A 25,042-nucleotide genomic window follows, 5' to 3' on the forward strand; every position below is an offset into this window, starting at 1 on the left:
ATCGGGTGATGCGCAAGCTCGGTCTGATCGCAGGCGGCGGGGCGCTTCCCGTCGAACTGGCGGCCCATTGCGAGGCCGCCGGACGCGCCTTCGCGGTCATGCGCCTGCGCGGCTTCGCCGATCCGGCCCTGGCCCGCTATCCTGGCGCCGAGGTCGGCATCGGAGAATTCGGTAAGGCTTTCAAGGCGCTGCGGGCCGAGGGCTGCGAGGTCGTCTGCTTCGCGGGCGACGTGAAGCGTCCGGACTTCGCCGCCTTGATGCCGGATGCCCGCGGCCTGCTGATCGTGCCCAGCCTGATCAAGGCGGCGCGCCAGGGTGACGACGCCTTGCTGCGTCGGGTGCTGGACGAGTTCGAGAAGGAAGGCTTCGAGATCGAGGGCGCGCACGAGGTGGTCGGTGAGATGACCCTGCCGCGCGGCCGCCTGGGCAAGTTCTATCCGCGCGACGACCACATGGCAGATATCGACAAGGCCCTGCTGGTGGCGCGTGAGATCGGCCGACTGGACGTCGGCCAGGGGGCCGTGGTCTGTGACGGCCTCGTGCTGGCCGTCGAGGCCCAGGAGGGCACCGACGCCATGCTGCGCCGGGTCGCCGAGCTGCCCCAGGCGATCCGGGGTTCGGCCGAGCGTCCGCGCGGCGTGCTCGCCAAGGCGCCCAAGCCGATCCAGGAAACCAAGGTCGATCTGCCGACTATCGGCGTCGCCACCATACAGCGCGCCGCCCGTGCGGGTCTGGCCGGCGTGGTCGGCGAGGCCGGCCGTCTGCTGGTGGTCGACCGAGAGGCCGTGACGGCCTGCGCCGACGACCTGGGCCTCTTCGTGCTGGGGGTCGATCCGCAGGGGCGGACCTGATGCTGAAGGTCATGCTGGTCGCCGCCGAGGCCTCGGGCGACGCCCTGGGCGCCAGCCTGGCCAAGGCGCTGCGATCGAGGCTGGGCGACAAGGTCACGTTCGTCGGTGTCGGCGGAGCCAAAATGGCGGAGCAGGGGGTCGTTAGCCCCTTCGACATAGCCCAGCTGTCGATCCTGGGTATCGTGGAGGGGCTTAAGGCCTATCCGACGGTCGTCGCTCGCCTGAAGGATACCGTCGCCCTGGCGGCCCGGGAAAGACCCGACGTGGCGATCCTGATCGACAGCTGGGGTTTCAACATTCGCCTGGCCCACGCTCTGCGAAAGCTGGATCCCAAGTTGCCGCTGGTGAAGTACGTCGCGCCGCAGGTGTGGGCCTATCGCCCCGGCCGCGCCCGGGGCTTGGCCAAGTCCGTCGACCTGCTCCTGTCGATCCAGCCGATGGACAAGCCCTATTTCGACGCCGTGGACCTGCCCAGTGTGTTCGTCGGCAATTCGGCGCTGGCCAAGCGCTTCGACCATGCCGACGGCGCGAGGCTGCGCGCGGCGATCGGCGCCTCGGCCTCTGATCCGGTCCTGCTCGTGCTGCCGGGCAGCCGCCCGTCCGAGATCGAGCGCGTCCTGCCCGCCTTCGAGGACGCCGTGCGCCGCTTGAAGGCCGAGCGGCCGGAGCTCGAGATCGTCGTGCCCGCCGCCTACACGGTGGCCGAGGCGGTCAAGGCCCGCGTCGCCGGTTGGCCGTTCCGGGCTCACGTGATCGAAGACGAGCCACTGAAGGACGACGCCTTCGTCGCCGCCGACGTCGCCCTGGCGTGCAGCGGCACGGTGACGACCGAGTTGGCCTTGGCGGGGGCCCCGATGGTGGTGGGCTACAAGACCGCGCCCCTAACCTACGCCATCCTCAAGCGCCTGATGAAGCCGCGCTGGGTCACGCTGTTCAACATCGCCGCCGACCGGGAGGTCGCGCCGGAACTGTTGCAGGACGCTTGCGAGGGCGAGGGACTGGCGCGCGAGGTGGAGCGGTTGCTCGACGATCCGGCGTTGCGCGCGCTTCAGGCGGCCGAGCAATGCGCGGCGTTGGACAAGATGGGCCGCGGCATGCCCGATCCGTCGGAAGCCGCCGCCGACGTCCTAGTCGACTTCCTGGGGGGCCGGGGTCTGGCTTCGGCCTGAGACCGCCCGGTCGAGCGCGCCCAGCAGTTGGGCGACATCGATCGGCTTGCCGACATGGTCGTCCATACCGGCCTCTATCAGTAGCTCGATCTGGTGGCGCATGGCGTTGGCCGTCAGGGCGATCACGGGCGTGCGCGGACGCCCTTCCTCGACCTCCAGGCGGCGAATCTCCTTAAGCGCGGTCAGGCCGTCCATGACGGGCATGTGGATGTCCATGAGCACCGCGTCCCAGCGCCCCGCGCGCCAGGCGGCGAGGGCCTTGGCGCCATCGTCGACGATGACGGGCTCGACGCCGGCCTGGCGCAGCACCGAGCGCAGAACCAGCTGGTTGGTCGGATTGTCCTCGGCGGCCAGGATCCGCAAGTCCAGCGCCGCGTCGGGCGTGGTCTCGGCCTCGGCCTCCGCGGGCGGGGCAACCTTGGTCAGCGGCAGAACGACGGTGAAGGCGCTGCCTTCGCCGGGGCGGCTGAACAGGGTGACGTCGCCATCCATGCGGCGCGCCAGCTCTCGACTGATAGCCAGGCCCAGGCCCGCGCCGCCGTGGCGGCGGGTTTCGATGTCGTCCAGCAGCACGAAGCGGCCGAACAGACGTTCCTGCTCGCTGGCCGCGACGCCGGGACCGGTGTCGGCGATGGTCAGCTCAAGCCGGCCCGCGGCGTAGTCGGCCACGATCGAGACGCCGCCCCGTTCCGTGAATTTCACGGCATTGGACAGCAGGTTGTGCAGGATCTGCCGCAGCCGCCCAGCGTCGCCCAGATAGGCGCCCTCGGCGGTCGCGGCGATCGACAGGTCGTGGCTCAGGCCCTTGCCCTCCGCCAGGGCGGCGAAGGTCTGGCCGCAGCCGATCAGCAGCCCGCGCAAGTCGAACGGTTCGGGACGCAGCTCCAGCTGGCCGGACTCGATGCGCGCCAGGTCCAGCACGTCGTTGAGGATTTCCGTCAGGGCCTTGCCTGACTGGCGAACCACGCCCAGGCGTTCGCGCTGGGCTGGGGACAGTTCGTCGGCCTGCATCACCTGAGCCATGCCCAGGATACCGTTCAGCGGCGTGCGGATCTCGTGGCTCATGGTCGCGAGGAACGCGGTCTTGGCCCGGTTGGCGCTGGCCGCTTCGGCCTCGCGCGCCTGGGCCAGGGCGGTGGCTTCCGCCATCTGCCGGACCGTCGCCTCGCGGTGCAGGGCGTAGCGCAGGACATAGGCGAAGAAGCACATCACCGCGACCAGGGAGAGCGCCAGCTGGACGATGCCGGTCGAAGGAATGGACAACGCCGCGCCCAGCAGCACCTGCAGCACCACGGCGGCCAGGGCGGCAAGGCCGATCCGGCGCGAGATCACGAACTCGGCCGTGCAGCTCAGCGCGATGGCGCCCATCATCGCGCCTCCGGCCAGCACGGACGCGCGCGTGCCGAGCAGCACCAGGGCCGACGGCAGGCTGGCATAGACAAAGGTATAGACCAGGGTGAAGGCCGCCAGCACGGTTTCCAGGACGGGCGCATCCTGGCCGCGCTTGGCGATGAAGTGGCAAAGCAGCTGGCTGGCGGCGATCAGCACCAAGGCGGCGGCCAACCAGACGGCGCAGATCCGGGGATCAAGCCAGGCGCAGCTCCCGGCGGCCGCCAGCAGGGTCATCGGCACGATGGACAACAGATCGCGGCGGCGATGCTCGACGATGCTCAGCCACCGCGTATCCAGAACGCACCTCACACGCCGAAATAGAGCTCGTCCTTAGGGCGAGACGCCGAGAGTTCATACTTTGAAGGTTAACCAGCGATTTACGCCAGGGGGCTAACCTATCCATAACTGTCGCTGTGGAGCCGTTGTCGTGGCTATCGACCCGACCACGCCCGTGACCCCGATCCTTCCAGCGCCCGGCGCTGGGACGGGGGCCGATTCTGTCGCGACTTTGCAGGCCATGGCGCGCCAGGCGCTCGCCAATTCGACCGCTCAGCTGGGTGAGATCGTCGGCCGTCCGTCTACCACTCAATCCAAGGCCGGCGCGCCCGTCGAGCAGGCTGGGCAGGCCGGAACCCAGGACGCCGGTCACACCGCCGATACGCCCGGCGCCAAGGCCGTTTCACCGGCGCTTCAGCAAACCGCTCTGGCCAGGCCCGAGACACGGCTGGTCCGCGCGGTGCGCGCCGCCGCCGCCGAAGCCGTGCCGCGCCAGGCGGGCCTGGCTCCGCTGATGGCCAATGTCCGCGCCATCGTCGAACGTCCCGACATGCCGGCCGAGGTGCGCGAGGCGGGCAGGGCGCTGCTGGCCAAGGTCTCCTCGGCCGCCGAGATCGCCACGCCCCAGGGCCTGCGCCAGGCCGTCGAGCGTTCCGGCGTGTTCCTGGAGGCCCAGATGGCTCGGGCGGCCGCCACGCCGGCCCAGGAGGGTTCGCCGCGCTTTCCCGAGGCAGGCGACATGAAGGCCGCTCTTCTGGTCTTCCGGGGCGCGCTGTCGAGCTGGCTGGCCAAGACGTCGCCGCAGCCGGTCTTCGATGCGGCCGGCGCCGAGACGGTGTCGATACGCGCGGCCGAGGAAGACGCGGAAACGCCGTCGCCCACCTCGCTTCGCGGCGCGCCATCGGTCGCGGCGTCGACAACCCAGCGCCCGCTCACCGCCGCCAATCCGGCGACCATCCAGCCCGGTCTTGAGGCCGCGCCCGAAGTGTCGCCGGCCGTCGCGCAGCGGCTTCAGCCGCGCGAATCTCCCGATATCGCGCCGGCGACTCTACCAGCGAGCGCCAAGGCTCCGGAGCCGCCTCCAGAGGACGACGGCCTTGCCGCCCGCTTTGGCGCCTTCGTCGCCGCGCCCAGGCCGTCCGCGCCCGTCCAGACGCCCGTCCGGGCCGCGATGTCGGCGCTGGTTCAGTTGGGCCTGATCGCCGAGGAGGCTCTCGCGGAAGATCCGGTCGCCGTTGCGCCCACCGAGCCCAGGCCGTTGACCGCAGGGGGCTATGGCGCGGCGCCGGCCGAGGTCGCGCGTTCCAAGGTTCCGCCACCGCCCTACGCCGGCGGCCCGATGGCCGGCCAGAAGCCCGCCGCGCCCGAACTCCCCATCGACCAGTCCCCCACCGAACTGGTGCGTCGCCTGCTGAAGGGGGCAAACGGCGCCCTGGCCCGTCAGGACCTATTGCAGATCGCCTCGCTGCCCGAGGCGCACGAGCCCGAGACCGTCGAGGCCCGACCGCAACAAGCCGGCCGGCTGAACCTCGACCTGCCGTTCATGACGCCCCAGGGCATGGCCGTCGCCCAGTTCGAGATCAGCCACGATGGCGGCGGCTCCGGGGGCGGCGTGGTCGGTCCGGCCGAGCGCACCTACAAGGTGCGCTTCTCGATCGACCTCGAGCCGCTGGGTCCCGTCCACGCCCTGGTGACCCTGACGGGGTCGCGCACGCGCGTGTCGCTGTGGGCCGAGCGGGCCGAGACGATCGCCCGCCTGCGCGCGGGCGAGGAGAGCCTGGGCGCGGCCCTGCGCCAGGCCGAGCTGTCGCCCGAGGTCGCCGTCCATTCCGGCGCGCCGATCAGTCCGAGCAGCGCGAGTCCGCTGGGCCACTTCGTGGATCAGGCCTCATGAGCGGGATCACCGGACCTTCCGCGCGGCCGCGCATCGCCGTGGCGCTGCTCTACGAAGACCCCAACGCCCCCAAGGTCGTGGCGTCGGGCCAAGGCTGGCTGGGCGAGAAGATCATCGAGACCGCGCGCGAGCATGGGGTTCCGATCGAGGAAGACCCCGTCCTGGCCCAGGCCCTCTCGACCCTGGAGATCGACGAGGAGATCCCCGAGGCCCTCTACCGCGCCGTCGCCGAGGTCCTGAGCTTCCTGCTAAAGCGCTAGAAACGAAAAAGGCCCCGCCGAAGCGGGGCCTGATCCGTGTCTCCGAGGGAGAAGCGCCTAGCGCTTTTCGACCGGGACGTAGTCGCGTTGCGTGGCGCCCGTGTAGAGCTGACGCGGACGACCGATCTTGCGGGTGGGGTCCTCGAACATTTCCTTCCACTGGCTGATCCAGCCGACGGTGCGGGCCAGGGCGAACAGCACGGTGAACATGTTGGTCGGGAAGCCCATCGCGCGCAGGGTGATGCCCGAATAGAAGTCGATGTTCGGGTACAGCTTGCGATCGATGAAGTACGGATCGCTCAGGGCGACCTTTTCCAGTTCCTGGGCGACCTGCAGCAGCGGGTCGTTGTTGTGGCCCAGTTCCGCCAGCACTTCGTGGGCGGTCTTCTGCATGACCTTGGCGCGCGGGTCGAAGTTCTTGTACACGCGGTGACCGAAGCCCATCAGCTTGTACTTGCGGTCCTTCACGCCCTGGACGTAGTCCGGGATGTTCTCGACCGAACCGATGGTCTCCAGCATCTCCAGCGCTTCCTGGTTGGCGCCGCCGTGCGACGGGCCCCACAGACAGGCGATGCCAGCGGCGATGCAGGCGAACGGGTGCGCGCCCGACGAGCCGGCCAGACGGACGGTCGAGGTCGAGGCGTTCTGCTCGTGGTCGGCGTGCAGGATGAAGATCCGGTCCATGGCGCGGGTCAGCACCGGGTTCGGCTTCCAGTCCTCGGCCGGCACGGCGAAGCACATGCGCAGGAAGTTTTCCGAATACGACAGGTCGTTGCGCGGCGACACGAACGGCTGGCCGACCGTGTACTTGTAGGCGCGGGCGGCGATCGTCGGCATCTTGGCGATCAGGCGATGGGCGCTGATCTCGCGCTCACGCGCGTCGTCCACATTTATGCTGTCGGCGTAGAAGGCCGACAGGGCGCCGACGGCGCCGGTCATGACGGCCATCGGGTGCGCGTCGCGACGGAAGCCCTGGAAGAAGGCGTCGAACTGCGCGTGCAGCATCGTGTGATAGGTGATGTTCTTTTCGAACTGGGCGAACTCGTCCGCGCTGGGCAGTTCGCCGTTCAGCAGCAGGTGGCAGACCTCGAGGAACGAGGACTTCTCGGCCAACTGGTCGATGGGATAGCCGCGGTGCAGCAGAATGCCCGCGTCGCCGTCGATATAGGTGATCTTGCTTTCGCACGACGCGGTCGAGGTGAAGCCCGGATCGAACGTGAAGTGGTCGCTTTCGGCGTAGACTTTCCGGATGTCGAGGACGTCCGGACCCGTGCTGCCCTTGAGGATCGGCAGGTCGTAGCTCTTGTCGCCGATCGTCAGCGTGGCTTTATCGGTCATACTTAGACCCCTTCATAAATTGGCCCCGTTCATAAGTGGAATGGGCAGTCCAACTTTCGTTTTTGCAGGTGCGTTATAGCGCCTCATGCGCGCGGCGCCAGGGCGTCGTCAAGGCGCCCCAAACTCTCTTCGCGGGAGAGTGCTGCCATGGTCTTGTTAAGATCCGGCGCCTGGGCGCCGCCGGTCAGAATGCCGCGCAGGGCCGGACCGAACTTGCCAAACCCGACGCCTTCCGATTCCGCGAACGTTTTCAACACGGTTTCCAGCGTCGCCGCATCGAAGGCCGGGGCGGCGGCCAGTTGATCGCGCAAGCGCTTGAGGCGCTCGACGGTTTCTTCGGTCAGCTGCTTTTGGGTTTTCTCCTCCAGCGCGAACGGTCGGACCTTCAGTGCGAACGCACAATGGTCGACCAGCTCCAGGATGGTCTTGGCGCCTTCCTTCACTTCCGGAACCGTGCGGGCGATGCGCTCGCGGGCGTCGGCGGGCAGGGGCTCGCCACGCTTTTGAGCGGCTTCGAGTGCGAGATCCGTCAGGCGTGCGTCGTCGGCCTTGCGCAGGTGCTGGGCGTTCGTGTGGTTCAGCTTGGCCCAGTCCAGGCGCGCTGGCGCCTTGACCACGTCCTTGACGTCGAACCAGCTGATCGCCTGTTCGTCATCGAACACTTCGTCGTCGCCATGGCCCCAACCCAGGCGCGCCAGGTAGTTGCGCATGCCTTCGGCGATATAGCCAAGATCGGCGAACTCACCGACGGCCTGGGCGCCGTGGCGCTTGGACAGCTTGGCGCCGTCGGGGCCGTGGATCAGCGGGATGTGGGCGAAGGCCGGCAGGTCCCAGTCCATCGCCTGATAGATCAGGCTCTGGCGGGCGGCGTTGTTCAGGTGGTCATCGCCGCGGATCACGTGGGTGACGCCCATGTCGTGGTCGTCGACCACCACGGCGAGGTTGTAGGTTGGCGCCCCGTCAGCCCGGAGCAGGACCAGATCGTCCAGCTCGATGTTCTTGAACGTCACCGGACCCTTGACCAGGTCGTTGACCACGGTCTCGCCGTCCAGCGGGCCCTTGAAGCGGATCACGTGCGGGACCGCCAGATCGCCTTCGGGCGCATCACGCCAAGGCGAGCGGATCGCCTTGCCTTCGGCGCGCGCCTTCTCACGGGCGACTTCCAGTTCCTCGACGGTCATCCAGCAGCGATAGGCGCGGCCCTTCGCGAGCAGTTCGTGGACGACCTCGACGTGACGCGGGGCGCGGGTGTGCTGGAAGACGACCTCGTCGTCCGATTCCAGGCCCAGCCAGTTCAGGCCCTCGAAGATCGCCGCGACAGCGGCCTCGGTCGAACGTTCGCGATCGGTGTCCTCGACGCGAACAAGGAACTTCCCTCCCGTATGGCGCGCATATAACCAGTTGAACAGCGCCGTGCGGGCGCCGCCGATATGCAGGAAGCCGGTGGGCGAGGGGGCGAAGCGCGTGACGACGCCCGTCGCGATGGGGCCGGTGGGAGTGGGGTTCGACATGAGCTTCAAGACTGTGGGGCTGGACGCCGAAATGGCGTTGACGAGCACGAACCGCAAGGCGGCTTGGGCGGCGCGTCTTAGCACGCCGCTTCGTGCCGGACCTAGCGGTTTTCCGACGCGCGGCGATCTTGGCTCCTCCGTCAAAACCGCAAGGGTTTCCGGGTGTTAGGCGTAGAAGTCGCCGAGACGGCGCCGTCGGCCTCCGCGCCGCGCCTGTCGTGGTCCGCCGTGAAGGCCACGCTGCTGGCGGAAGGACGAGTCAATCTGGAGCGGGCGTTCCTGTGGACGCCCGTGGCGTTCGGTCTGGGGGCGGCGGGCTATCTGGAGGCCGGCGCCGAACCCGCGCTCTGGATGCTGGCCTTGGCGACCGGATCGCTGGCGGCGATCTGGTGGGTCTTTCGGCGGTGGAACGCGCCGCGCGGCTTCGTCGTGCTGGCCAGCCTGGCCGCGTTCGGGGCCGCCGGCGGTCTGGCCGCCAAGATCCGCGGCGACCGGGTGGCGGCGCCCCTCGTGGGCGGTGAGAGGGTCGTGCGACGGGTGGACGGCTTCGTGGTCGATGTCGTCAGTCCCGGCGCGGGCGGACCGCGCCTGCTGATCGCGCCCGTGGCGGTCTCGGGCTTGTCGGCCGACAGAACGCCGCGCCGGATCCGGGTGACGATCGGTGAGAATGAAACGCCAGCGCCGGGGCAGGCGGTTCGACTGCGGGCGATGTTGGGACCGCCGCCGCCGCCCGCCGCGCCGGGGTCCTACGACTTCGGTCGCGACGCCTGGTTCGACTCGATCGGAGGCGTCGGCTTCGTGATTGGCGAACTGGGGATGGCGCGGCTGGATCCGCCGCCGTTGAGCCTGCGAGCGACCATGGCGGTCAACGCTTTCAGATGGCGCCTGGCTCAGCGGATCCACGCCAGGATGGGCCCGACCAGCGGCGGTCTCGGCGCGGCCATGGTCACGGGCCATGAAGCCTGGATCACCCAGGATCAGACCGACGCCATGCGGGCGTCCGGCCTGGCGCACATCATCTCGATTTCCGGGCTGCACATGGCCATTGTCGGCGGCTTCATGTTCGGCGCGGTCCGGCTGGCCGTCGCCGCCTGGCCTTGGCTGGCCCTGCGCGCGCCCGGCAAGAAAATCGCCGCGGTCGCGGGGCTCGTCGCCGTGCTGGGCTATCTGGTCATCTCCGGCGCGCCGCCGCCGGCCGAGCGTTCCGCGATCACCGCCAGCGTGGCGTTCCTGGCCATTCTGTTCGATCGGCGGGCGATCACCCTGCACGGCTTGGCGCTCGCGGCGCTGGTGATCCTGGCCATGAAGCCCGAAACCGCCGGCGAGCCGGGATTCCAGATGTCGTTCGCCGCCACCGCCGCCCTGGTGGCCTTGGCGGAGGGCTGGCCGCGACCGGTCAAGGAGATCTCGACGCCGTGGTGGATCCGCTGGCCGCAGGCGGGGCTGACCTGGCTGACGGCCTCGGTCGCGACCAGCCTGGTGGCGGGCCTGGCGACCGCGCCTTTCGCCATGCAGCATTTCAACCGCGTCGCCGTCTGGGGTCTGCCGGCCAACCTGGCGGTCGCGCCGCTGTCGTCGTTCGTGATCATGCCGTTCCTGGCGGTCGGAACCTTGCTGGAGCCGTTCGGCCTGGGCGCGCCCTTCCTGACGGTGGCCGGCTGGGGCGTCGACGGTATGGTCGGGATCGCCCATGGCTTCGCCGACGCCCAGGGCGCCCAGCGGATCGTGGCCAGCGCGCCGCCGCAGGTGTTGGTGGTCGCCTTCCTGGGCCTGATGATTCTTTGCCTCTGGCGCGGCCGTCTGCGCTGGATCGGCGCGCCGCTGGCCCTGGCGGTCGCGCTTTGGCCAAGACCCGCCGCGCCGGACGCCTGGATCGCCGCCGACGGAGCAACCGCCGCCGTCCGCTCGGGCGACGCCGCCGTGCTGCTGCGCACCGACGCCAAGCGGTTCGGAGCGGAGCTATGGGCGCGACGGCGCGGCCTGACGCCGGCGACCTGGAGCCTCTATGCCTGCGACAAGAGGATTTGCGCGCCGGAACCGGGCGCCCCCGTGCGGCTGTCTCTGGCCTGGAGCCGCAAGACGCCCGACGCCGAGACGCTGTCGAGCCTGTGCGTCCGAAGCGAGGTCGTGGTGATCCGCGGGCCGGCTCCTGCTCGAACCCCGCCGCTGTGCGCCGACACCGTGCTGCTGACCGCCGAGGATTTCGAACAGGGTGGGGCAGCCGAGCTCTATCGCCGTTCCGATGGCTGGCGCATCGTCTGGGCTCAGCCCCTGCGCGGCGACCGGCCTTGGAGCCGTCCGTAGGCGAGCCGCCTGCTGACAGCCGATGTCACTAGCGGGGGCTAGAGCTTCAGCAGCACTCTAGGAGACGCTGTCATGCCAAACCCGTTCGCCGCCCGCCGCGCCGACTTCCGCGCCCTGCACGCCGACGGCTGCTTCACTCTGCCGAACCCTTGGGACGGCGGCAGCGCCAAGCGGTTGCAGAAGCAGGGGTTCAAGGCTCTGGCCTCTACCAGCGCCGGCATGGCCTGGTCCATGGGCAAGGACGACGGCCAGGTCACCCGCGACGAGGTCATCGCCCATCTGCGCGTGCTTTGCGCCGCCACCGACCTGCCGGTGAACGCCGATTTCGAGGCCGGCTTTTCCGACACGCCCGAAGGCGTCGGCGAGAGCGTGACCCTGGCCATTGAGGCTGGTGTGGCGGGCCTGTCCATCGAGGACTGGTCGGGCTCGGCGCTCTACGATCTCGCGGTCGCGGTGGAGCGCCTCAAGGCCGCCCGCGCGGCGATCGACGCTTCGGGCCAGGACGTGATCCTGGTCGGCCGCGCCGAGGGCTATCTGCGCGGCAACCGCGATCTTGCCCCGATCCTGGAGCGGCTCAAGGCGTATGCGGAGGCGGGCGCTGATTGCCTTTACGCGCCAGCGGTGACCGATCCGGACGAGATCCGCGCGATCGTCCAGGCCGTGGCGCCCAAGCCGGTCAACGTCCTGCTCTGGGGAGCGGATATGTCGGTCGCGAGCATGGGCGCTCTGGGCGTGCGCCGGGTCAGCACGGGCGGATCGCTGGCGGCGGCGGCCTGGGCCGGCTTCGACGTGGCCGCCAAGCGTCTGGCGGAGGAGGGCCGGCTCTAAGCGTCACCTCCGTACGAAAAGGCCCCGATCCTCGGATGAAGATCGGGGCCGAATTTCGAGCGCTCTGGAACGCCTAGTGATATCGGCGGATTAGGCCCACCAGCTTACCCTGCACCTCGACCTGGTCGGGGCCGAAGATGCGGGTCTCGTATTTCGGATTGGCGGCTTCCAGGGCGATCGAACCGCCCTTCTTGCGCAAGCGCTTGAGGGTGGCTTCCTCGCCGACCAGGGCGACCACGATCTCGCCCGAGGTGGCGGTGTCGCCCTTCTTGATGATCACATAGTCGCCGTCGAGGATGCCGGCCTCGATCATCGAGTCGCCTTGCACCTCGAGGACATAGTGCTCGCCATTGCCCAGCATCGATTCAGGCACCGGCAGGCGCTCGCGCTCGTGCTGGATGGCGTCGATCGGCGTGCCGGCGGCGATCTTGCCCAGGATCGGCAGTTCGCGGCTGTCATTGGCCGGCGGGGCGGATGCGGGAGCCGACGACGGCGCGCCGCCGCCTTCGAACACCTGCGGCCGGAAGGCGCCGCGCCCCTTGGGCGGAGCGGCCGTCGTGGCCTGCTGCGGCAGCTTCACCACTTCCAGCGCGCGGGCGCGGTGCGCGAGACGGCGAATGAAGCCGCGTTCCTCCAGGGCCGTGATGAGCCGGTGGATGCCCGACTTGGACGCCAGGTCCAGGGCCTCCTTCATCTCGTCGAAAGACGGGGAGACGCCGGTCTCCTTGATCCGCTCGTGGATGAACATCAGCAGTTCGTGCTGCTTGCGGGTAAGCATGTCGACCTCGGCTGGAGCGCGGAACAAACCGCAAACCTCGCGAATGTTCTCTAGGCGTTCTTCCTTAAAGTCAAGTCGAGCGTCGCCGCTGGTCAAAAGTCGAGGAAATTCAAAGGCTAGAACTTCTGAGAGTGGAAAAGACGACCAGAATCAAAAGCTTAACGAAAGCTTTCAAGCGCGCTTGCGGGCGATGATGATGTCCTGGTCCTGCATCGGCTGGCGGCGCCAGACGCCAAGGGCCTGGTTCAGCACGTCGAAGCCCAGGGCCTCGTACTGCGCCAGGATCGGCTTCAGGTCGTAACCGATCACCGCCTCAGGCAGGTCGGGGGTCGCGGTCCAGCAGCCGTCCAGGGCGTGGACGAAGTCGAAGGCGATATCGCCGTTTCCGGTATTGGCGCGGGCCTCGTCGTCGATCAGGTACCAGGAGACGATGCTGGTCCCGCCCGGCTTCAGCACCCGCGCGATCTCGCGGGCGAACTGGGCCTGATCGGCGGCCAGCAGGTGGGTGAACACCGAGCCCAGCCAGACATAGTCGAAGCTGGCGTCCGGATAGGGGAAGACGAAGGTGCTGGCCGGCCGCGAGCCCTCCGGATTGTACCGGTCGCTGTGCATGTCGGCATGGGTGAAGTCGAAACGCGGGTCGCCGACGGCGATGTTGGCTTTGCACCAGTCGATGGCCTGGGTCATGACGTCGAAGCCGGCATAGCGGCCTCTCGCGTCGAGGTAGTCGACCAGGGGCGCGGCGGCGCGGCCGATGCCGCAGCCGACGTCGAGGATGGCGTGATGCGGCTGCAGGCCGGCGGCGACGAACAGTTCCTTGAACTGCTGGCCCACGCGGATGAAGTCGGCGTCGGCGGCGCCGACGAGGTGCCAGAGCTCCTGTGGAGCGGCGACGGCGTCGGACGGCGGCGGCGCTGGCGTCAGCGACATGGCGCGCCGTAGCTTGGAGAGAAAGGCCCGCATCCGATTCCTTTTTGGGTAGAGCGGCCCGGACCCTAGCGAGCGGTCAAGCTTCAGCCAACCCGGCCGTTGATCCACCCTAGAGGATGGTCTTCAGTTCCGGATGCTTGGGCGTGACCGGCGCATAGAACGCCGCCAGCGCCGCCAGGTCCTTCTCGTAGTCGCCGCTGGGAATCATCGCCGGACCCAGGCCCACGACCTTGCGCTTGTAGTCCATGAAGCCAGGCACCATCGGCACGCCCGCCTTAAGGGCGATGTTGTAGAAGCCTGTCTTCCAGCCGCCAGCCTTGCCGCGCGTGCCCTCGGGCGAGATCGTCAGCATGAACTCGTCGCGGCGGGCGAACTCGTCGGCCATGGCCTGGACCGTATCGCGCGACTGGGAGCGGTCGATCGGCACGCCGCCCAGGTCCTTCATAAGCTTCTCGAATGGCCAGCGGAACAGCGAGGCCTTGCCCATGAAGCTGAGCTTCAGGTTCAGCGCGTCGGCCGCCCCCAGGAAATAGACGAAGTCCCAGTTGCTGGTGTGCGGCGCGGCGATGATCACGAACTTGCGCGTCGTGGTCGGCGCCGAGCCCTCGATCGTCCAGCCCTCGCGCTTGAAGAAGGCGACGAGGGACCAATTCACCACGCGGGCGACCCAATGCATTCGCGCTTCCTCGCGTGGCGTCCGCCGACGTCCTGACGCGGCGGCTTTTCTTGTTGAGGGGACTGTGAGCGGGCGAGGGGGAAAACGCCAGATGGCGCGTACCCAAACCGTCAGCCGAGCAGGGCCTTGGTGGCGGCCGTGACGTCGGCCTGGCGCATCAGACTTTCGCCGACCAGCATGGCCTTGGCCCCGGTCGCCTCCATCAGCACCACGTCGTCGTGGGTGAAGATGCCGCTCTCGGTGACCAGCAGGGCGTCTTTCGGCGCCTGGGCCGACAGCCGTTCGGTGACGGCCAGATCGACGACGAAGCTCTTCAGGTCGCGGTTGTTGATGCCCACCAGGTCCGCGCCCAGAGCGCCGGCGCGGGCCATCTCGGCCTCGTCGTGGACCTCCATCAGGGCGTCCATGCCCAGGCGCTTGGCCTCGGCCATCAGCTCGGCGGCCAGGACGTCGTCGATCATCGCCAGGATGACCAGGATGGCGTCGGCGCCCAGGGCGCGGCTCTCGGACACCTGCCAGGGATCCACCAGGAAATCCTTGCGGATGCAGGGCAGGCTGACGGCCGCGCGGGCGTCGATCAGATAGGCGTCGGCGCCCTGGAAGCTGGGTCCGTCGGTCAGCACCGACAGGCACGCCGCGCCGCCGGCCTCGTAACTTCTGGCCAGGGCCGGCGGATCGAAGTCGGCGCGGATCAGGCCCTTGGAGGGCGAGGCCTTCTTGATTTCGGCGATCAGCGACAGCTTGCCGGGCGCGTGGCCTTGAGCAAGCGCCCGCTTGAAGCCGCGCGGCGACGAGGCGTTGCGGGCCGCGGAGTCCAGGGCGGCCTGGGTGCGGCGACGCTTGCGGTCGGTGACCTCGTCGCGCTTGTAGGCGGCGATCTTGGCGAGGATGTCGGTCATGCGGCGGCTTCCGTATTCGTTGCGGCCACCAGGCCGGCAAGGGCCGCCTTGGCGCGGCCTTCGTCGATGATGTCGGCGGCCAGCGCGATGCCCTCGACCAGGGTCTCGACCTTGTCGGCGACCAGGAAGGCGGCGGCGGCGTTCAGCAGCACGATGTCGCGATAGGCGCCCTGTTCGCCGTCGAACAGGCGGGTCAGGGCGGCGGCGTTGAAGTCGGGGTCGCCGCCGGTGATGTCCGACAGCGAGGCGCGCGGCAGGCCTACGGCCTCGGGCGTGATCTTGAAGAGATGGATGCGGCCGTCGCGCCATTCGGCGACCTCGGTCTCGCCCGTGGTGGTCAGTTCATCCATGCCCGAGCCGTGCACCGACCAGGCGCGCTCGGCGCCCAGCGCGCCCAGCGCCTTGGCGATCGGCTCGACGAAGCGCGGGGCCGAGACGCCGACCACCTGTCGCCTGGCGCCGGCCGGATTGGTCAGCGGGCCCAGCAGGTTGAAGATGGTGCGGAAGCCCAGCTGTTGGCGGATCGGCGAGACGTGCTTCATCGCGCCGTGATGGGCCTGGGCGAACAGGAAGCAGATCCCGGCCTCGTCCAGAGCACGCCGCTGCTGCTCGCGCGTGGCGTCGATATTGACGCCCAGGGCGGTCAGGACGTCGGCCGTGCCGGACTTGGAGGTGATGGCGCGGTTGCCGTGCTTGGCGACCTTGAGGCCTCCACCGGCGGCCACGAAGCCGACGGCGGTGGAGATGTTCAGGGTATGCAGGCCATCGCCGCCGGTGCCGCAGACGTCGATGACCTCGTACGGATGCTCCAGCTGCACGGCCGCGCGGCGCATGGCGCGGGCGCAGGCGGCGATCTCGCCCACGGTTTCCCCGCGCAGGCGCATGGCGGTGACGGCGGCGGCGACCTGGGCCGGGGTCGGCTCGCCGCGCAGGCACGCCGCGAAGAAGATCTCCGCGTCGGCGTCGTCCAGGGTCTGGCCGTCGGCCAGCTTGGCCAGCAGCGGCTTGAAAGCGTCGGACATGGCTCGGCTAGACCCAGATCGCCGCGTCGCGCTTGACGCCCGACAGGTCCATGAAGTTGGCCAGCATCTGGTGGCCGCCCTCGGTGGCGATCGACTCCGGGTGGAACTGGACGCCGAACACGGGGCGGGTCCTGTGCTGCACGCCCATGATCTCGCCATCGTCGGTCCAGGCGGTGACCTCCAGCTCCGGCGGCAGGTCTTCGCGGCGGACCGCCAGGCTGTGATAGCGCGTCGCTGTGAAGGGGTTGGGCAGGCCCTTGAAGATGCCCTTGTCGTCGTGGCGGACCTTGCTGACCTTGCCATGCATCACGGCCTTGGCGCGGATGACCTCGCCGCCGTAGGCTTGGCCGATGGCCTGGTGGCCCAGGCAGACGCCCAGAATCGGCAGATCCTCGGGCGCGGCGCGCAGCAGCGGCAGGCAGATACCGGCCTGGTCCGGGGCCTTGGGGCCGGGAGACAGCAGCACGGCGGCCGGCGCCAGGCCCAAGGCCTCCTGCACGGTCAGCGCGTCGTTGCGGTAGACGACCGTCTCGGCCCCCAGCTCGTTCAGATAGTGGACGAGGTTGTAGGTGAAGCTGTCGTAGTTATCGATGACCAGGATCATGACGCCGCCTTTCGGAGGTCGGTTCTAGCCTGCGCGGGCCTGATGTGTAGCGGCATTTTCGCGCGCGGCTTTCAGTTACGGTTACAGCGGTCGCGGTCTTCAAGCATCATATGGGGATGGACCCGCGTGATTCCGCCCTGGACCCCGTCGCCGTCGCCTATGTCCGCGCGCTGCTGCGGCGCAAGAACCGTATCCAGAAGATGGGGCCGGTTCTGGTCGCCGCGGCTTTCGCCGCGATCTGCGCGCTGGCCTTCGCCACGGTGATGGTGTTGGCGCCGCCGGCGGTCACTCAGCACCTCCCGGACGACCGGCTGGGCGGTCCTTAGTCCAAAGGGAAGACGTCAGCCCTAAGGCTCAGCTGAATCGCCAGGCTTCCTCGGCCGCGCGCTTGAGGGCGCGGGACTTGTGCAGGGTCTCGTCATATTCCGCGTCCGGATCGCTGTCGGCGACGATACCGCCGCCGGCCTGGACGTACATCATGCCGTCCTTGACCAGCGCCGTGCGCAGCACGATGCAGGTGTCGACCGAACCGTCGGCGCCGAAGTAGCCGACAGCGCCGGCATAGCCGATGCCGCGCTTCTCGACCTCGAGCTCGTCGATGATTTCCATGGCCCGCACCTTGGGCGCGCCCGACAGCGTGCCGGCGGGCAGGGCGGCCATCAGCACGTCGACCGGATCGACGCCGTTGGGCGCCGTGCCCTCGACGTTCGAGACGATGTGCATGACGTGGCTGTAGCGCTCGATCTTGAAGCTCTCGGTCACGCGAACGTTCGGACCCTTGGGACGCTCAGCGGGAGCATTGCGGCCCTGGTGGTTCAGCATGGCCACGCGACCCACGTCGTTGCGGCCCAGATCCAGCAGCATCAGGTGCTCGGCGCGTTCCTTGGGATCGGCCAGTAGTTCGGCTTCCAGCGCCGCGTCTTCCTCGGGCGTGGCGCCGCGCGGACGGGTGCCGGCGATCGGCCGGATGGTGATCTTGTTGTCGCGCAGGCGGACCAGGATCTCGGGGCTGGAGCCGACCAGGTTGAAGCCGTCCAGGTTCAGGAAGAACAGGAACGGCGACGGATTGGTCCGGCGCAGCGAGCGATAGAGCGCGAACGGCGGCAGGTCGAAGGGCGCGCGGAAGCGGTGGCTGGCCACGACCTGGAAGATGTCGCCGGCGGCGATGTAGTCCTTGGCCTTGGCGACGACATCGGCGTAGTCGGCGCGGCTGACCGGAGTCGTGAAGTCCATCGGCCCCCGGGGAGCGCGCGGCGCGTCGTGGGCCAGCGGCCGGTGCAGGTCGGCCATCACCGTCTCGATCCGCGCGCGGGCGGCGGCGTAGGCGTCGTGGGCCGAGACGCCGGCTTTCGGGCGTACGGCCGTGGTCAGGATGATCTCCTGGGCGATGGCGTCGAAGACGGCGACGATCGACGGGCGGGTCATGATCCCGTCCGGAAGGCCCAGAGTGTCCTCGTTGATGTCGGGCAGGCGCTCGACCAGGCGCACCAGATCGTAGCCCAGGGCCCCGAACACGCCGGCGGCCATGGGCGGCAGGCCCTTGGGCAACTCCATCCGCGCCTGAGCCACCAGGTCGCGCAGACTGTCCAGAGCGCCGCCCGGCTGGGGCGTGTAGCGCCCGGCGGCGATGTCGTCGCCCTCGGCGAGCTCGGCCTGGTCGCCGCGACAGCGCCACACCAGGTCCGGGTTCATGGTCACGATCGAGTAGCGACCGCGCCAGGCCCCGCCTTCGACGCTCTCGAACAGGAAGCTGTAGGGACGCGCTTGGGCGATCTTCAGATAGGCCGAGACGGGGGTCTCGAGATCGTCGATCAGGCGGGTCCAGACGACTTGCTGCCGTCCGGAATCATAGATTTCCGAAAAGGCGTCGAACGCGGGCTCCAGACTCATTACTCGGCTTTCTTTCCGCCCTTGGCGGCTTCCGCCTTGGCCAGGGCGTCGGTGTCGACGCCGATGGCCTGGCGCGCCAGGGTCAGGTTGCTCTTGGTCTTAAGCTGGACCTTGGCGGCGTTGCGGGAGGCTTCGCCGAGGTCGCGCATCAGGCTTTCACCCGACTGGGCGCCCGCCATGGCGGCGATCTGGGCGATGGCGGCGGTCGGGGCCGAACGGATGGCCTCCAGCTTGGCGACGACATAGGCCTCGCCCTGCGGACCAGCGCGGGTGGCGAAGGCCTCATTGTTCTTGGCCTGGAAGGCGGCGCCAAGGAACTCGCGGCCCAGGCCCATGTGCTGCTGGGCGTTCTGGCGCGACAGGCCCGGCACCTTCTGGACCTTGGACTGCACCGAAGCGGCGACAGCCTCGATCGACTCGCCCTTCTTGACGCGAGCGACCAGTTCGTCGGCCTTGGCCTTCAGGCGCTTGCTCAGTTCCTGGCCCATCCAGACGGCGGTCAGTTGTGGCTTGATCTCGGCGAGGGGCGGCAGGGCTGCCGGGACGACCTTCTCGACCTTCACGGCGTAGTATTCGCCCTTGCCGGCCTCGATCAGGTCGCTTTCGCCGCCCTGCGACAGGCCGAAGGCGGTCTTGACGATGTCCGGCGTCAGGCCGGCGACGGGTTGGCCCGTCTCGTCCGCGCCTTGGGCGGTGATCGGGGCGGTCGTCAGCACCAGGGCGCCGGCCTTGCTAGCCGCGGCGACCAGGTCGGCGCCGGCGTCATGGGCGTCCTGATAGACCTGGGTCTGGTCGTAGGCCTTGGTCTGCGAAGCCTGGGTGCGCACCTCGGCCTCGATCTGCGGGCGCACGCTCTCCAGCGAGGCGGTCGAGCCCGGCGTGACCTTGACGATCTTGATGACCGAGACGCCCAGCTCGCCCGTGATCGGGCCGCTCACCTGACCGGCGGCCAGGCTGAAGGCGGCGTCGGCGACCTTGCGGTCCGGAACGGCGGTCTTGGGCTTGTCGTTCAGAACCAGCGGGGTCTTGCCGAACGTCTTGGCGACAGCGACGGGATCCTCGCCCTTGGTCAGGCGCTGCGAAATGGTGGCGGCCGCCTTGGCGTCCGGAGCGACGATCTGGATGATCGTGCGGGTCTCGGGCTTGGCCAGGCTGTCCTTGCGGAAATCATAGGCCTTCCGCACGGCGGCCGGATCGATGGCGACGGTCGGCTCCAGCGCCTTGGCGCTGACGCGCATGATCGACAGCACGCGGGTTTCCGGACGAGTCAGGCGCTCGGCGTTTTCCTTCATGAAGGCGGTCAGCTGGGCGTCGGTCGGCGGGGCCGGGCGCTCGACCGAGGCCGGGTTCACGGCGAAGGCGGCGACGTCGCGCGCTTCCAGCACATAGGCGCCTTGCAGGGCGGCATAGATGCGCGGGGCCTTCAGGCCGCCGGCGACCGCGGAAAAGAAGTGGGCGTTGGCGATCTCGTCGCGCAGCGAAGCTTCGTAGTTCGCCGGTGTCAGGTTGTTCTGGGCCAGGAGGCCGGCATACATCTGCGGGTCGAACTTGCCGGTGATCGGGTTGAACGGCCGCTGGTTGGGCGGCAGCTGGCTCATCTGCTGGTGCACGATGTCGCCGACCAGCTTGTCCGACGGCTTCACGCCCATCCCCTGGATGGCCGCGGCGATCGATTCCTGCAGAGCCAGTTCCTGGACGATCTGGCGGTCGATGCCCTGCTCGACAGCTTGGTCGGGCGTCAGGGCCTGGCCGCTGCGTTGTTCCATGCCCTTGCGGTAGTTGTCGAAGCGCAGCTTGAAGTCCTGGGCGGACAGTGTGCGCGAGCCCGCGCTGATCACGCCTGAGCCCTTGGGACCCTTGAAGACGTCGCTGATGCCGAAAATGGCGAAGCTGACGATCAGCAAGCCAAACAGCAGCACCGCGAACGGCGATTTGGCGAAGGAGCGGAAACCGGCGAGCATGCGTTCGAAAACCTTCCAGGCGGATCGCCGCGCGAATGAGCACGGCGGTCGAGAGCAGCGGGTATAGTAGAGCCGTGTGCGCGTGGGCAAGCGGCGTGGACTTGACTTCCCAGGGGACCGTGACCCCAAGAAGGCCTTCATGACCTTATCGAACACGACTCCCCGGCCGCTGATCGCCGGAAACTGGAAGATGAACGGCCTCTCCGCCGCGCTCGACGAGGCGTGCGCGGTCGCCGCGGGCCTGGAGCGTCAGCCCGCCGGGGCCCGCGTGGCCATCTTCCCGCCCGCCACCCTGCTGCACCGCCTCGCCGAGGCGGTCGAGGGTTCTCATCTCCTGACCGGCGGTCAGGACTGCCACGGCAAGGCCAGTGGGGCGCACACCGGCGACATCTCGGCCGAGATGATCGCCGACGCCGGCGGAACCCTGGTCATCGTCGGCCACTCCGAGCGGCGCACCGATCACGGCGAAACCTGCCAGCAGGTCGCCGCCAAGGCCGAGGCCGCCATCGCCGCGGGCCTGGAGCCCATCGTCTGCGTCGGCGAGAGCCTGGCCCAGCGGGAAGCGGGGGAGGCGGTGTCCTTCGTCGTCGGCCAGTTGCACAACTCCCTGCCGCCCTGCCTGGCCGGCAAGGCCTTCAATGTCGCCTATGAGCCGCTATGGGCGATCGGCACGGGCCACGTGGCCTCGGTCGACAACATCATCGAGATGCACGCGGCGATCCGCGCCGAGCTGGTCGCTCTGTTCGGCGAGCATGGCGCCGCCGTCCAGATCCTCTACGGCGGCTCGGTGAAGCCCGAGAACGCCCGGGAGATCCTGGCCGCGCCGGACGTCGGCGGGGCCCTGGTCGGCGGCGCCTCGCTGAAGGCCAAGGACTTCCTGGCCATCGTCGAGGCCGCTTAGGGCTGAAAAGCGTCCGCGGACGGGCCGTGCGAGTGCAAGGCCCGTCCCATTGGCCGTCCCAGAATCCTTGACATCATGGCGCCCACGTGCGCCTTACCGCGCCTTGCAAATCACCGCGTATTCAAGACTTTCATGACCTCCATGCACGCCTATCGCACCCACAACTGCGGCGCTCTGCGCGCCTCCGACACCGGTTCCTCGGTGCGCCTGTCGGGCTGGATCCACCGCAAGCGCGACCACGGCGGGCTGGTCTTCATCGACCTGCGCGACCACCACGGTCTGACGCAGCTCGTCCTGCACCCGGAGACCCCGGGCTTCGCGATCGTCGAGCGCCTGCGCGCCGAAAGCGTGATCAAGATCGACGGCGAGGTCGTCGCCCGTGACGCCAGCGTCGTGAACCCGAACCTGCCGACCGGCGAGATCGAGATCCGCGTCTCGGCCGTCGAGGTGCTGTCCGAGGCCGCCGAGTTGCCGCTGCCGGTCTTCGGCGAGCCGGACTATCCGGAAGAAATCCGCCTCAAGCACCGCTATCTCGACCTGCGTCGCGAGACCCTGCACAAGAATATTGTCCTGCGCTCGCGCGTGATCCAGTCGATCCGCAACCGCATGTTCGCGCAAGGCTTCAACGAGTTCCAGACGCCGATCCTGACGGCCAGCTCGCCGGAAGGCGCGCGCGACTTCCTGGTGCCTTCGCGTCTGCACCCCGAGAAGTTCTACGCCCTGCCGCAGGCGCCCCAACAGTTCAAGCAGCTGCTGATGGTCTCCGGCTTCGACCGCTATTTCCAGATCGCCCCGTGCTTCCGCGACGAAGACCTGCGCGCCGACCGTTCGCTGGAATTCTACCAGCTCGACGTCGAGATGAGCTTCGTGACGCAGGAAGACGTGTTCGCGGCCATCGAGCCGGTGATGCACGGCGTGTTCGAGGAATTCTCGAGCGGCAAGCCGGTCTCGCCGATCGACGGAACCCACACCTTCACCAACGATTTCGGCCAATCGTTCGAGCACCAGGGCTTCGAGCGCCTGACCTATGCCCAGTCGATGGCCTGGTACGGCAGCGACAAGCCGGACCTGCGCAACCCGATCAAGATGCAGGACGTCTCGGAGCACTTCCGTGAGGGCGGCTTTGGCCTGTTCGCCAAGATCCTGGGCGCGGACGCCAAGAACCAGATCTGGGCGATCCCGGCGCCGACCGGCGGCAGCCGCGCCTTCTGCGATCGCATGAACAGCTGGGCTCAGGGCGAAGGCCAGCCGGGCCTGGGCTACGTGTTCTGGTCGGAAGACCAAGGCGGCTGGGGCGGCCCGATCGCCAAGAACCTGGGCGAGCCGACGCAGGCCCTGATGGAATCGCTGGGCCTCGGCGCCGGCGACGCCGCCTTCTTCGTGGCCGGCGATCCCTCGGTGTTCACGAAGTTCGCTGGCCTGGCCCGCACGCGGGTCGGCACGGAGCTGAAGCTGGTCGACGAGAACCAGTTCAAGTTCTGCTGGATCGTCGACTTCCCGATGTTCGAGTGGAACGAGGAAGAGAAGAAGGTCGACTTCTCGCACAACCCGTTCTCGATGCCGCAAGGCGGTCTGGAGGCTCTGGAGACCCAGGACCCCCTGACCATCCGCGCCTATCAGTACGACATCGTCTGCAACGGTTACGAGCTGTGCTCGGGCGCGATCCGGAACCACAAGCCCGAGATCATGCTGAAGGCCTTCGCCACCGCCGGCTATGGCCCGGAAGTGGTCGAGGACCAGTTCGGCGGCATGCTGAACGCCTTCCGCTATGGCGCCCCGCCGCACGGTGGTCTGGCTCCTGGCATCGACCGTATCGTCATGCTGCTGGCCGACCAGGTCGCCATCCGCGAAGTCATCGCCTTCCCGCTGAACCAGCAGGGCCAGGACCTGCTGATGAACGCGCCGGCCAACGTGCTCGACAAGCAGCTCAAGGAGCTGCACATCCGCACCGCGCCGCCGATCAAGGTTTAGTGCGCGGGCGGTAGAGCCCAGAAACAAAGAAGCCCTCCGGTCTAAAGATCGGAGGGCTTTTTCTTGGTCGGCTGGCCTTGAGCGACGATCACCACTTCTTGGGCGCTGGCGGGGCAGGGGGCGCGGGCGGGGCCGGCGGGGCCTTGGGAACCTCCCGAAGGAGCATGAAGCGTCCGCCCTTGATCCCGTTGCACGGCCGGACGGTCAGGCCCGACGGCAGGCGGGTGGAGCTGTCGCCGCAGGCCTCGTCCAGTTGATCCTGTTCCAGGCCACGGGCGCTCGACAGATCGGCGGCGCTGAGATTGACCATGGTCAGGTCGGCGTTGCGGAAGTCCGCGCCGTTGAAGATGGCGCCGCGCAGGTTCGAGCCGGTCATGTCGGCGTTGCGGAACCGGGCGCCGTCGAAGCGCGCGCCCTGGAAGTTGGCGTGGTTGATGTCGGCGTTCGAGAAGTCGGCGTCACGAGCGTTTGCGCCCGACAGGTTGGCGGCGATCAGCTCGGCGTTGGCGAAACGCGCCTTCTGCAGGTTGGCGCCGGTCATCTGGGCGGCGTGCAACTCGGCCGACGAGAGGTCGACGCGGAGGAGGGTGGCTTGGGTGAAGTTGGCGCCGCTGCTCTCGATGCCGGACATGCGGGCGTCGGTGAAGTTCGCGCCGGTGAAGTTCGCGCCGCGCATCTCGGCGCCGCGCAGGTCGGCGCGGCTCAGGTCTGCCCAGCCGAAGTCAGAGCCGTAGAACATCGCGCCGCGCAGGTCGGAGCCGATCAGTATGGCCCTGACGAACCTGGCGCCGGCGAACTTGGCGTTCATCAGCTTGCGGCCCGCGAGATCGCAGTTGGCGCACATCCCGCCGAAGGAGGTCAGCTTGGCGACGTCCTTGTCTTCGATCGAGGCCTGGGCCTGGCCGGACATGGCCAGCAGGCTCAGGGTCAACGCGGCGATGGAAGCGCCCAGGCGGGACATCAAGTTCTCCGTTCAGTCCATACGCGACTGTGTGAGTTACGGTTTGAACCGACGGCCCGCTGGAAGCCACTTAAATTGCGGTAATGACGGGGATTTAACGGCAGAGCGGGATGCGCAGCTTGCCCGGCAGATAGGTCGACCCGTCGCCGCACGCCTTGTCCAGCTGCGCCTGGGTGAGGCCGATCGCACGGTCCATTTCGGCGCCCGAGAAGTTGGCTCCCGATAGTCTGGCCCCGGAGAAATTCGCGCCCTGCAGATAGGCCCCGACGAAGCTGGCGTTGGTCAGGTCCGCGCGGACAAAGCTGGCGCCGGTCATGACCGCGCCATAGGCGTTGACGTCGCGCAGGTCGCCGCCGGTGAAGCGGGTGCGGTTCATGATCGCCGTCGAGAAGTCTGCCTGACGCAGGCGCGCGCCCGTCAGGTTCTTGTTCTTCAGCTCCAGGTTCGACAGGTCGGCCTGGAACAGGTTGCAGCGCGGGCAACTGGCGCCGTTGCGGACGGCCGAGATCTGGCCGGCGTTCTGGGCGGCGGCCGAACTGGCCAGGACCAGCACGGCGAGGGCCGGAAGAAGAGCGATCGGTTTCATTCTGGCGCGGGTCCTACGCGAAAGGGGCGTTCGCACCCTG

At 68.5% G+C, this 25,042-nt stretch carries 22 protein-coding genes; 9 read left to right on the forward strand and 13 right to left on the reverse strand.

Annotated elements, in window-relative coordinates; genetic code table 11:
* The first annotated feature begins 8 nt into the window (after positions 1-8).
* Entirely contained in the window at positions 9-851 is an 843-nt protein-coding gene (gene lpxI / locus ACW175_RS11175) for a UDP-2,3-diacylglucosamine diphosphatase (RefSeq protein ID WP_492104535.1), read from the forward strand.
* On the forward strand, positions 851-2,020 hold the full coding sequence (gene lpxB, locus ACW175_RS11180) for a lipid-A-disaccharide synthase (RefSeq protein ID WP_492104536.1): 1,170 nt from the start codon (positions 851-853) through the stop codon (positions 2,018-2,020). The genes lpxI and lpxB overlap by 1 nt, the downstream gene beginning before the upstream one ends.
* Here lpxB and ACW175_RS11185 read toward each other — a convergent pair.
* Positions 1,979-3,721 (reverse strand): ATP-binding protein, encoded by a 1,743-nt coding sequence (locus tag ACW175_RS11185; protein ID WP_492104537.1) that lies wholly within the window; start codon positions 3,719-3,721, stop codon positions 1,979-1,981. The two genes, lpxB and ACW175_RS11185, sit on opposite strands and share 42 nt — an antisense overlap.
* 118 nt (positions 3,722-3,839) lie before the next feature.
* On the opposite strand from ACW175_RS11185, the gene fliK reads away from it, so the two are divergent.
* Together fliK and ACW175_RS11195 are read left to right on the forward strand one after the other, a co-directional pair.
* Positions 3,840-5,582: a flagellar hook-length control protein FliK gene (fliK, locus tag ACW175_RS11190; RefSeq protein ID WP_492104538.1), complete on the forward strand. Its 1,743-nt coding sequence runs from the start codon at positions 3,840-3,842 to the stop codon at positions 5,580-5,582.
* The gene (locus ACW175_RS11195) at positions 5,579-5,842 is read left to right on the forward strand and encodes an EscU/YscU/HrcU family type III secretion system export apparatus switch protein (RefSeq protein WP_099577655.1); all 264 of its coding nucleotides are present in this window, start codon (positions 5,579-5,581) and stop codon (positions 5,840-5,842) included. The genes fliK and ACW175_RS11195 overlap by 4 nt, the downstream gene beginning before the upstream one ends.
* 57 nt (positions 5,843-5,899) lie before the next feature.
* Here the strand turns inward: ACW175_RS11195 and gltA are convergent, their stop codons facing one another.
* Entirely contained in the window at positions 5,900-7,180 is a 1,281-nt protein-coding gene (gene gltA / locus ACW175_RS11200) for a citrate synthase (protein WP_099577656.1), read from the reverse strand.
* Positions 7,181-7,263: 83 nt separating this feature from the next.
* Complete coding sequence (gltX, locus tag ACW175_RS11205) at positions 7,264-8,691, reverse strand: glutamate--tRNA ligase (protein WP_492104539.1); 1,428 nt, start codon at positions 8,689-8,691, stop codon at positions 7,264-7,266.
* Between the two features lie 162 nt (positions 8,692-8,853).
* Here gltX and ACW175_RS11210 point away from each other — a divergent pair, with 162 nt between their 5' ends.
* On the forward strand, positions 8,854-10,995 hold the full coding sequence (locus ACW175_RS11210) for a ComEC/Rec2 family competence protein (protein WP_492104540.1): 2,142 nt from the start codon (positions 8,854-8,856) through the stop codon (positions 10,993-10,995).
* 72 nt (positions 10,996-11,067) lie between these two features.
* Entirely contained in the window at positions 11,068-11,823 is a 756-nt protein-coding gene (locus ACW175_RS11215; protein ID WP_492104541.1) for an isocitrate lyase/PEP mutase family protein, read from the forward strand.
* 73 nt (positions 11,824-11,896) lie between these two features.
* Here the strand turns inward: ACW175_RS11215 and lexA are convergent, their stop codons facing one another.
* The 6 genes from lexA to ACW175_RS11245 all read right to left on the reverse strand — a co-directional run bounded on the left by lexA (position 11,897) and on the right by ACW175_RS11245 (position 16,732).
* Positions 11,897-12,601, reverse strand: coding sequence for a transcriptional repressor LexA (lexA, locus tag ACW175_RS11220; RefSeq protein ID WP_492104542.1), 705 nt, complete (start codon positions 12,599-12,601; stop codon positions 11,897-11,899).
* Positions 12,602-12,772: 171 nt separating this feature from the next.
* Positions 12,773-13,564 carry a class I SAM-dependent methyltransferase gene (locus ACW175_RS11225; RefSeq protein ID WP_492104543.1) on the reverse strand — a complete coding sequence of 264 codons (792 nt, stop codon included), beginning with the start codon at positions 13,562-13,564 and terminating at the stop codon, positions 12,773-12,775.
* Positions 13,565-13,640: 76 nt separating this feature from the next.
* Positions 13,641-14,207, reverse strand: coding sequence for a lysophospholipid acyltransferase family protein (locus tag ACW175_RS11230; protein WP_492104544.1), 567 nt, complete (start codon positions 14,205-14,207; stop codon positions 13,641-13,643).
* Positions 14,208-14,317: 110 nt separating this feature from the next.
* On the reverse strand, positions 14,318-15,106 hold the full coding sequence (gene trpC / locus ACW175_RS11235) for an indole-3-glycerol phosphate synthase TrpC (protein ID WP_492104545.1): 789 nt from the start codon (positions 15,104-15,106) through the stop codon (positions 14,318-14,320).
* A complete protein-coding gene (gene trpD / locus ACW175_RS11240) occupies positions 15,103-16,128 on the reverse strand; it encodes an anthranilate phosphoribosyltransferase (protein ID WP_492104546.1) in 1,026 nt (341 codons plus the stop codon). Before trpD ends, trpC begins: the two co-directional genes overlap by 4 nt.
* A gap of 7 nt (positions 16,129-16,135) precedes the next feature.
* A complete protein-coding gene (locus ACW175_RS11245) occupies positions 16,136-16,732 on the reverse strand; it encodes an anthranilate synthase component II (protein WP_492104547.1) in 597 nt (198 codons plus the stop codon).
* Between the two features lie 116 nt (positions 16,733-16,848).
* Between ACW175_RS11245 and ACW175_RS11250 the strand changes: the two genes are divergently transcribed.
* Entirely contained in the window at positions 16,849-17,058 is a 210-nt protein-coding gene (locus ACW175_RS11250) for a hypothetical protein (protein WP_492104548.1), read from the forward strand.
* 28 nt (positions 17,059-17,086) lie between these two features.
* Here ACW175_RS11250 and trpE read toward each other — a convergent pair whose 3' ends face one another.
* Positions 17,087-18,622, reverse strand: a complete 1,536-nt coding sequence (gene trpE / locus ACW175_RS11255; RefSeq protein ID WP_492104549.1) for an anthranilate synthase component I — start codon at positions 18,620-18,622, stop codon at positions 17,087-17,089.
* Positions 18,622-20,583, reverse strand: a complete 1,962-nt coding sequence (locus ACW175_RS11260) for a peptidylprolyl isomerase (RefSeq protein WP_492104550.1) — start codon at positions 20,581-20,583, stop codon at positions 18,622-18,624. Before ACW175_RS11260 ends, trpE begins: the two co-directional genes overlap by 1 nt.
* Before the next feature lie 139 nt (positions 20,584-20,722).
* Here ACW175_RS11260 and tpiA point away from each other — a divergent pair, with 139 nt between their 5' ends.
* Complete coding sequence (gene tpiA / locus ACW175_RS11265) at positions 20,723-21,484, forward strand: triose-phosphate isomerase (RefSeq protein ID WP_492104551.1); 762 nt, start codon at positions 20,723-20,725, stop codon at positions 21,482-21,484.
* Between the two features lie 132 nt (positions 21,485-21,616).
* The gene (aspS, locus tag ACW175_RS11270; RefSeq protein WP_492104552.1) at positions 21,617-23,455 is read left to right on the forward strand and encodes an aspartate--tRNA ligase; all 1,839 of its coding nucleotides are present in this window, start codon (positions 21,617-21,619) and stop codon (positions 23,453-23,455) included.
* An 88-nt stretch (positions 23,456-23,543) separates the two neighbouring features.
* Here the strand turns inward: aspS and ACW175_RS11275 are convergent, their stop codons facing one another.
* A complete protein-coding gene (locus ACW175_RS11275) occupies positions 23,544-24,416 on the reverse strand; it encodes a pentapeptide repeat-containing protein (protein WP_492104553.1) in 873 nt (290 codons plus the stop codon).
* A gap of 94 nt (positions 24,417-24,510) precedes the next feature.
* Complete coding sequence (locus ACW175_RS11280; RefSeq protein WP_492104554.1) at positions 24,511-25,002, reverse strand: pentapeptide repeat-containing protein; 492 nt, start codon at positions 25,000-25,002, stop codon at positions 24,511-24,513.
* Positions 25,003-25,042 lie beyond the last annotated feature (40 nt).

The organism is Caulobacter sp. FV1ye6ST, from assembly GCF_058681225.1.

Coding starts and splice junctions, on each gene's coding strand:
- ACW175_RS11260 (WP_492104550.1), bottom strand. CDS start 20,583: ATGCTCGCCGGTTTCCGCTCCTTCGCCAAATCGCCGTTCGCGGTGCTG.
- lpxI (WP_492104535.1), top strand. CDS start 9: ATGCGCAAGCTCGGTCTGATCGCAGGCGGCGGGGCGCTTCCCGTCGAA.
- gltX (WP_492104539.1), bottom strand. CDS start 8,691: ATGTCGAACCCCACTCCCACCGGCCCCATCGCGACGGGCGTCGTCACG.
- ACW175_RS11250 (WP_492104548.1), top strand. CDS start 16,849: ATGGACCCGCGTGATTCCGCCCTGGACCCCGTCGCCGTCGCCTATGTC.
- trpC (WP_492104545.1), bottom strand. CDS start 15,106: ATGACCGACATCCTCGCCAAGATCGCCGCCTACAAGCGCGACGAGGTC.
- lexA (WP_492104542.1), bottom strand. CDS start 12,601: ATGCTTACCCGCAAGCAGCACGAACTGCTGATGTTCATCCACGAGCGG.
- ACW175_RS11275 (WP_492104553.1), bottom strand. CDS start 24,416: ATGTCCCGCCTGGGCGCTTCCATCGCCGCGTTGACCCTGAGCCTGCTG.
- gltA (WP_099577656.1), bottom strand. CDS start 7,180: ATGACCGATAAAGCCACGCTGACGATCGGCGACAAGAGCTACGACCTG.
- ACW175_RS11280 (WP_492104554.1), bottom strand. CDS start 25,002: ATGAAACCGATCGCTCTTCTTCCGGCCCTCGCCGTGCTGGTCCTGGCC.
- ACW175_RS11245 (WP_492104547.1), bottom strand. CDS start 16,732: ATGATCCTGGTCATCGATAACTACGACAGCTTCACCTACAACCTCGTC.
- ACW175_RS11230 (WP_492104544.1), bottom strand. CDS start 14,207: ATGCATTGGGTCGCCCGCGTGGTGAATTGGTCCCTCGTCGCCTTCTTC.
- trpE (WP_492104549.1), bottom strand. CDS start 18,622: ATGAGTCTGGAGCCCGCGTTCGACGCCTTTTCGGAAATCTATGATTCC.
- aspS (WP_492104552.1), top strand. CDS start 21,617: ATGACCTCCATGCACGCCTATCGCACCCACAACTGCGGCGCTCTGCGC.
- ACW175_RS11215 (WP_492104541.1), top strand. CDS start 11,068: ATGCCAAACCCGTTCGCCGCCCGCCGCGCCGACTTCCGCGCCCTGCAC.
- trpD (WP_492104546.1), bottom strand. CDS start 16,128: ATGTCCGACGCTTTCAAGCCGCTGCTGGCCAAGCTGGCCGACGGCCAG.
- tpiA (WP_492104551.1), top strand. CDS start 20,723: ATGACCTTATCGAACACGACTCCCCGGCCGCTGATCGCCGGAAACTGG.
- ACW175_RS11195 (WP_099577655.1), top strand. CDS start 5,579: ATGAGCGGGATCACCGGACCTTCCGCGCGGCCGCGCATCGCCGTGGCG.
- ACW175_RS11225 (WP_492104543.1), bottom strand. CDS start 13,564: ATGCGGGCCTTTCTCTCCAAGCTACGGCGCGCCATGTCGCTGACGCCA.
- lpxB (WP_492104536.1), top strand. CDS start 851: ATGCTGAAGGTCATGCTGGTCGCCGCCGAGGCCTCGGGCGACGCCCTG.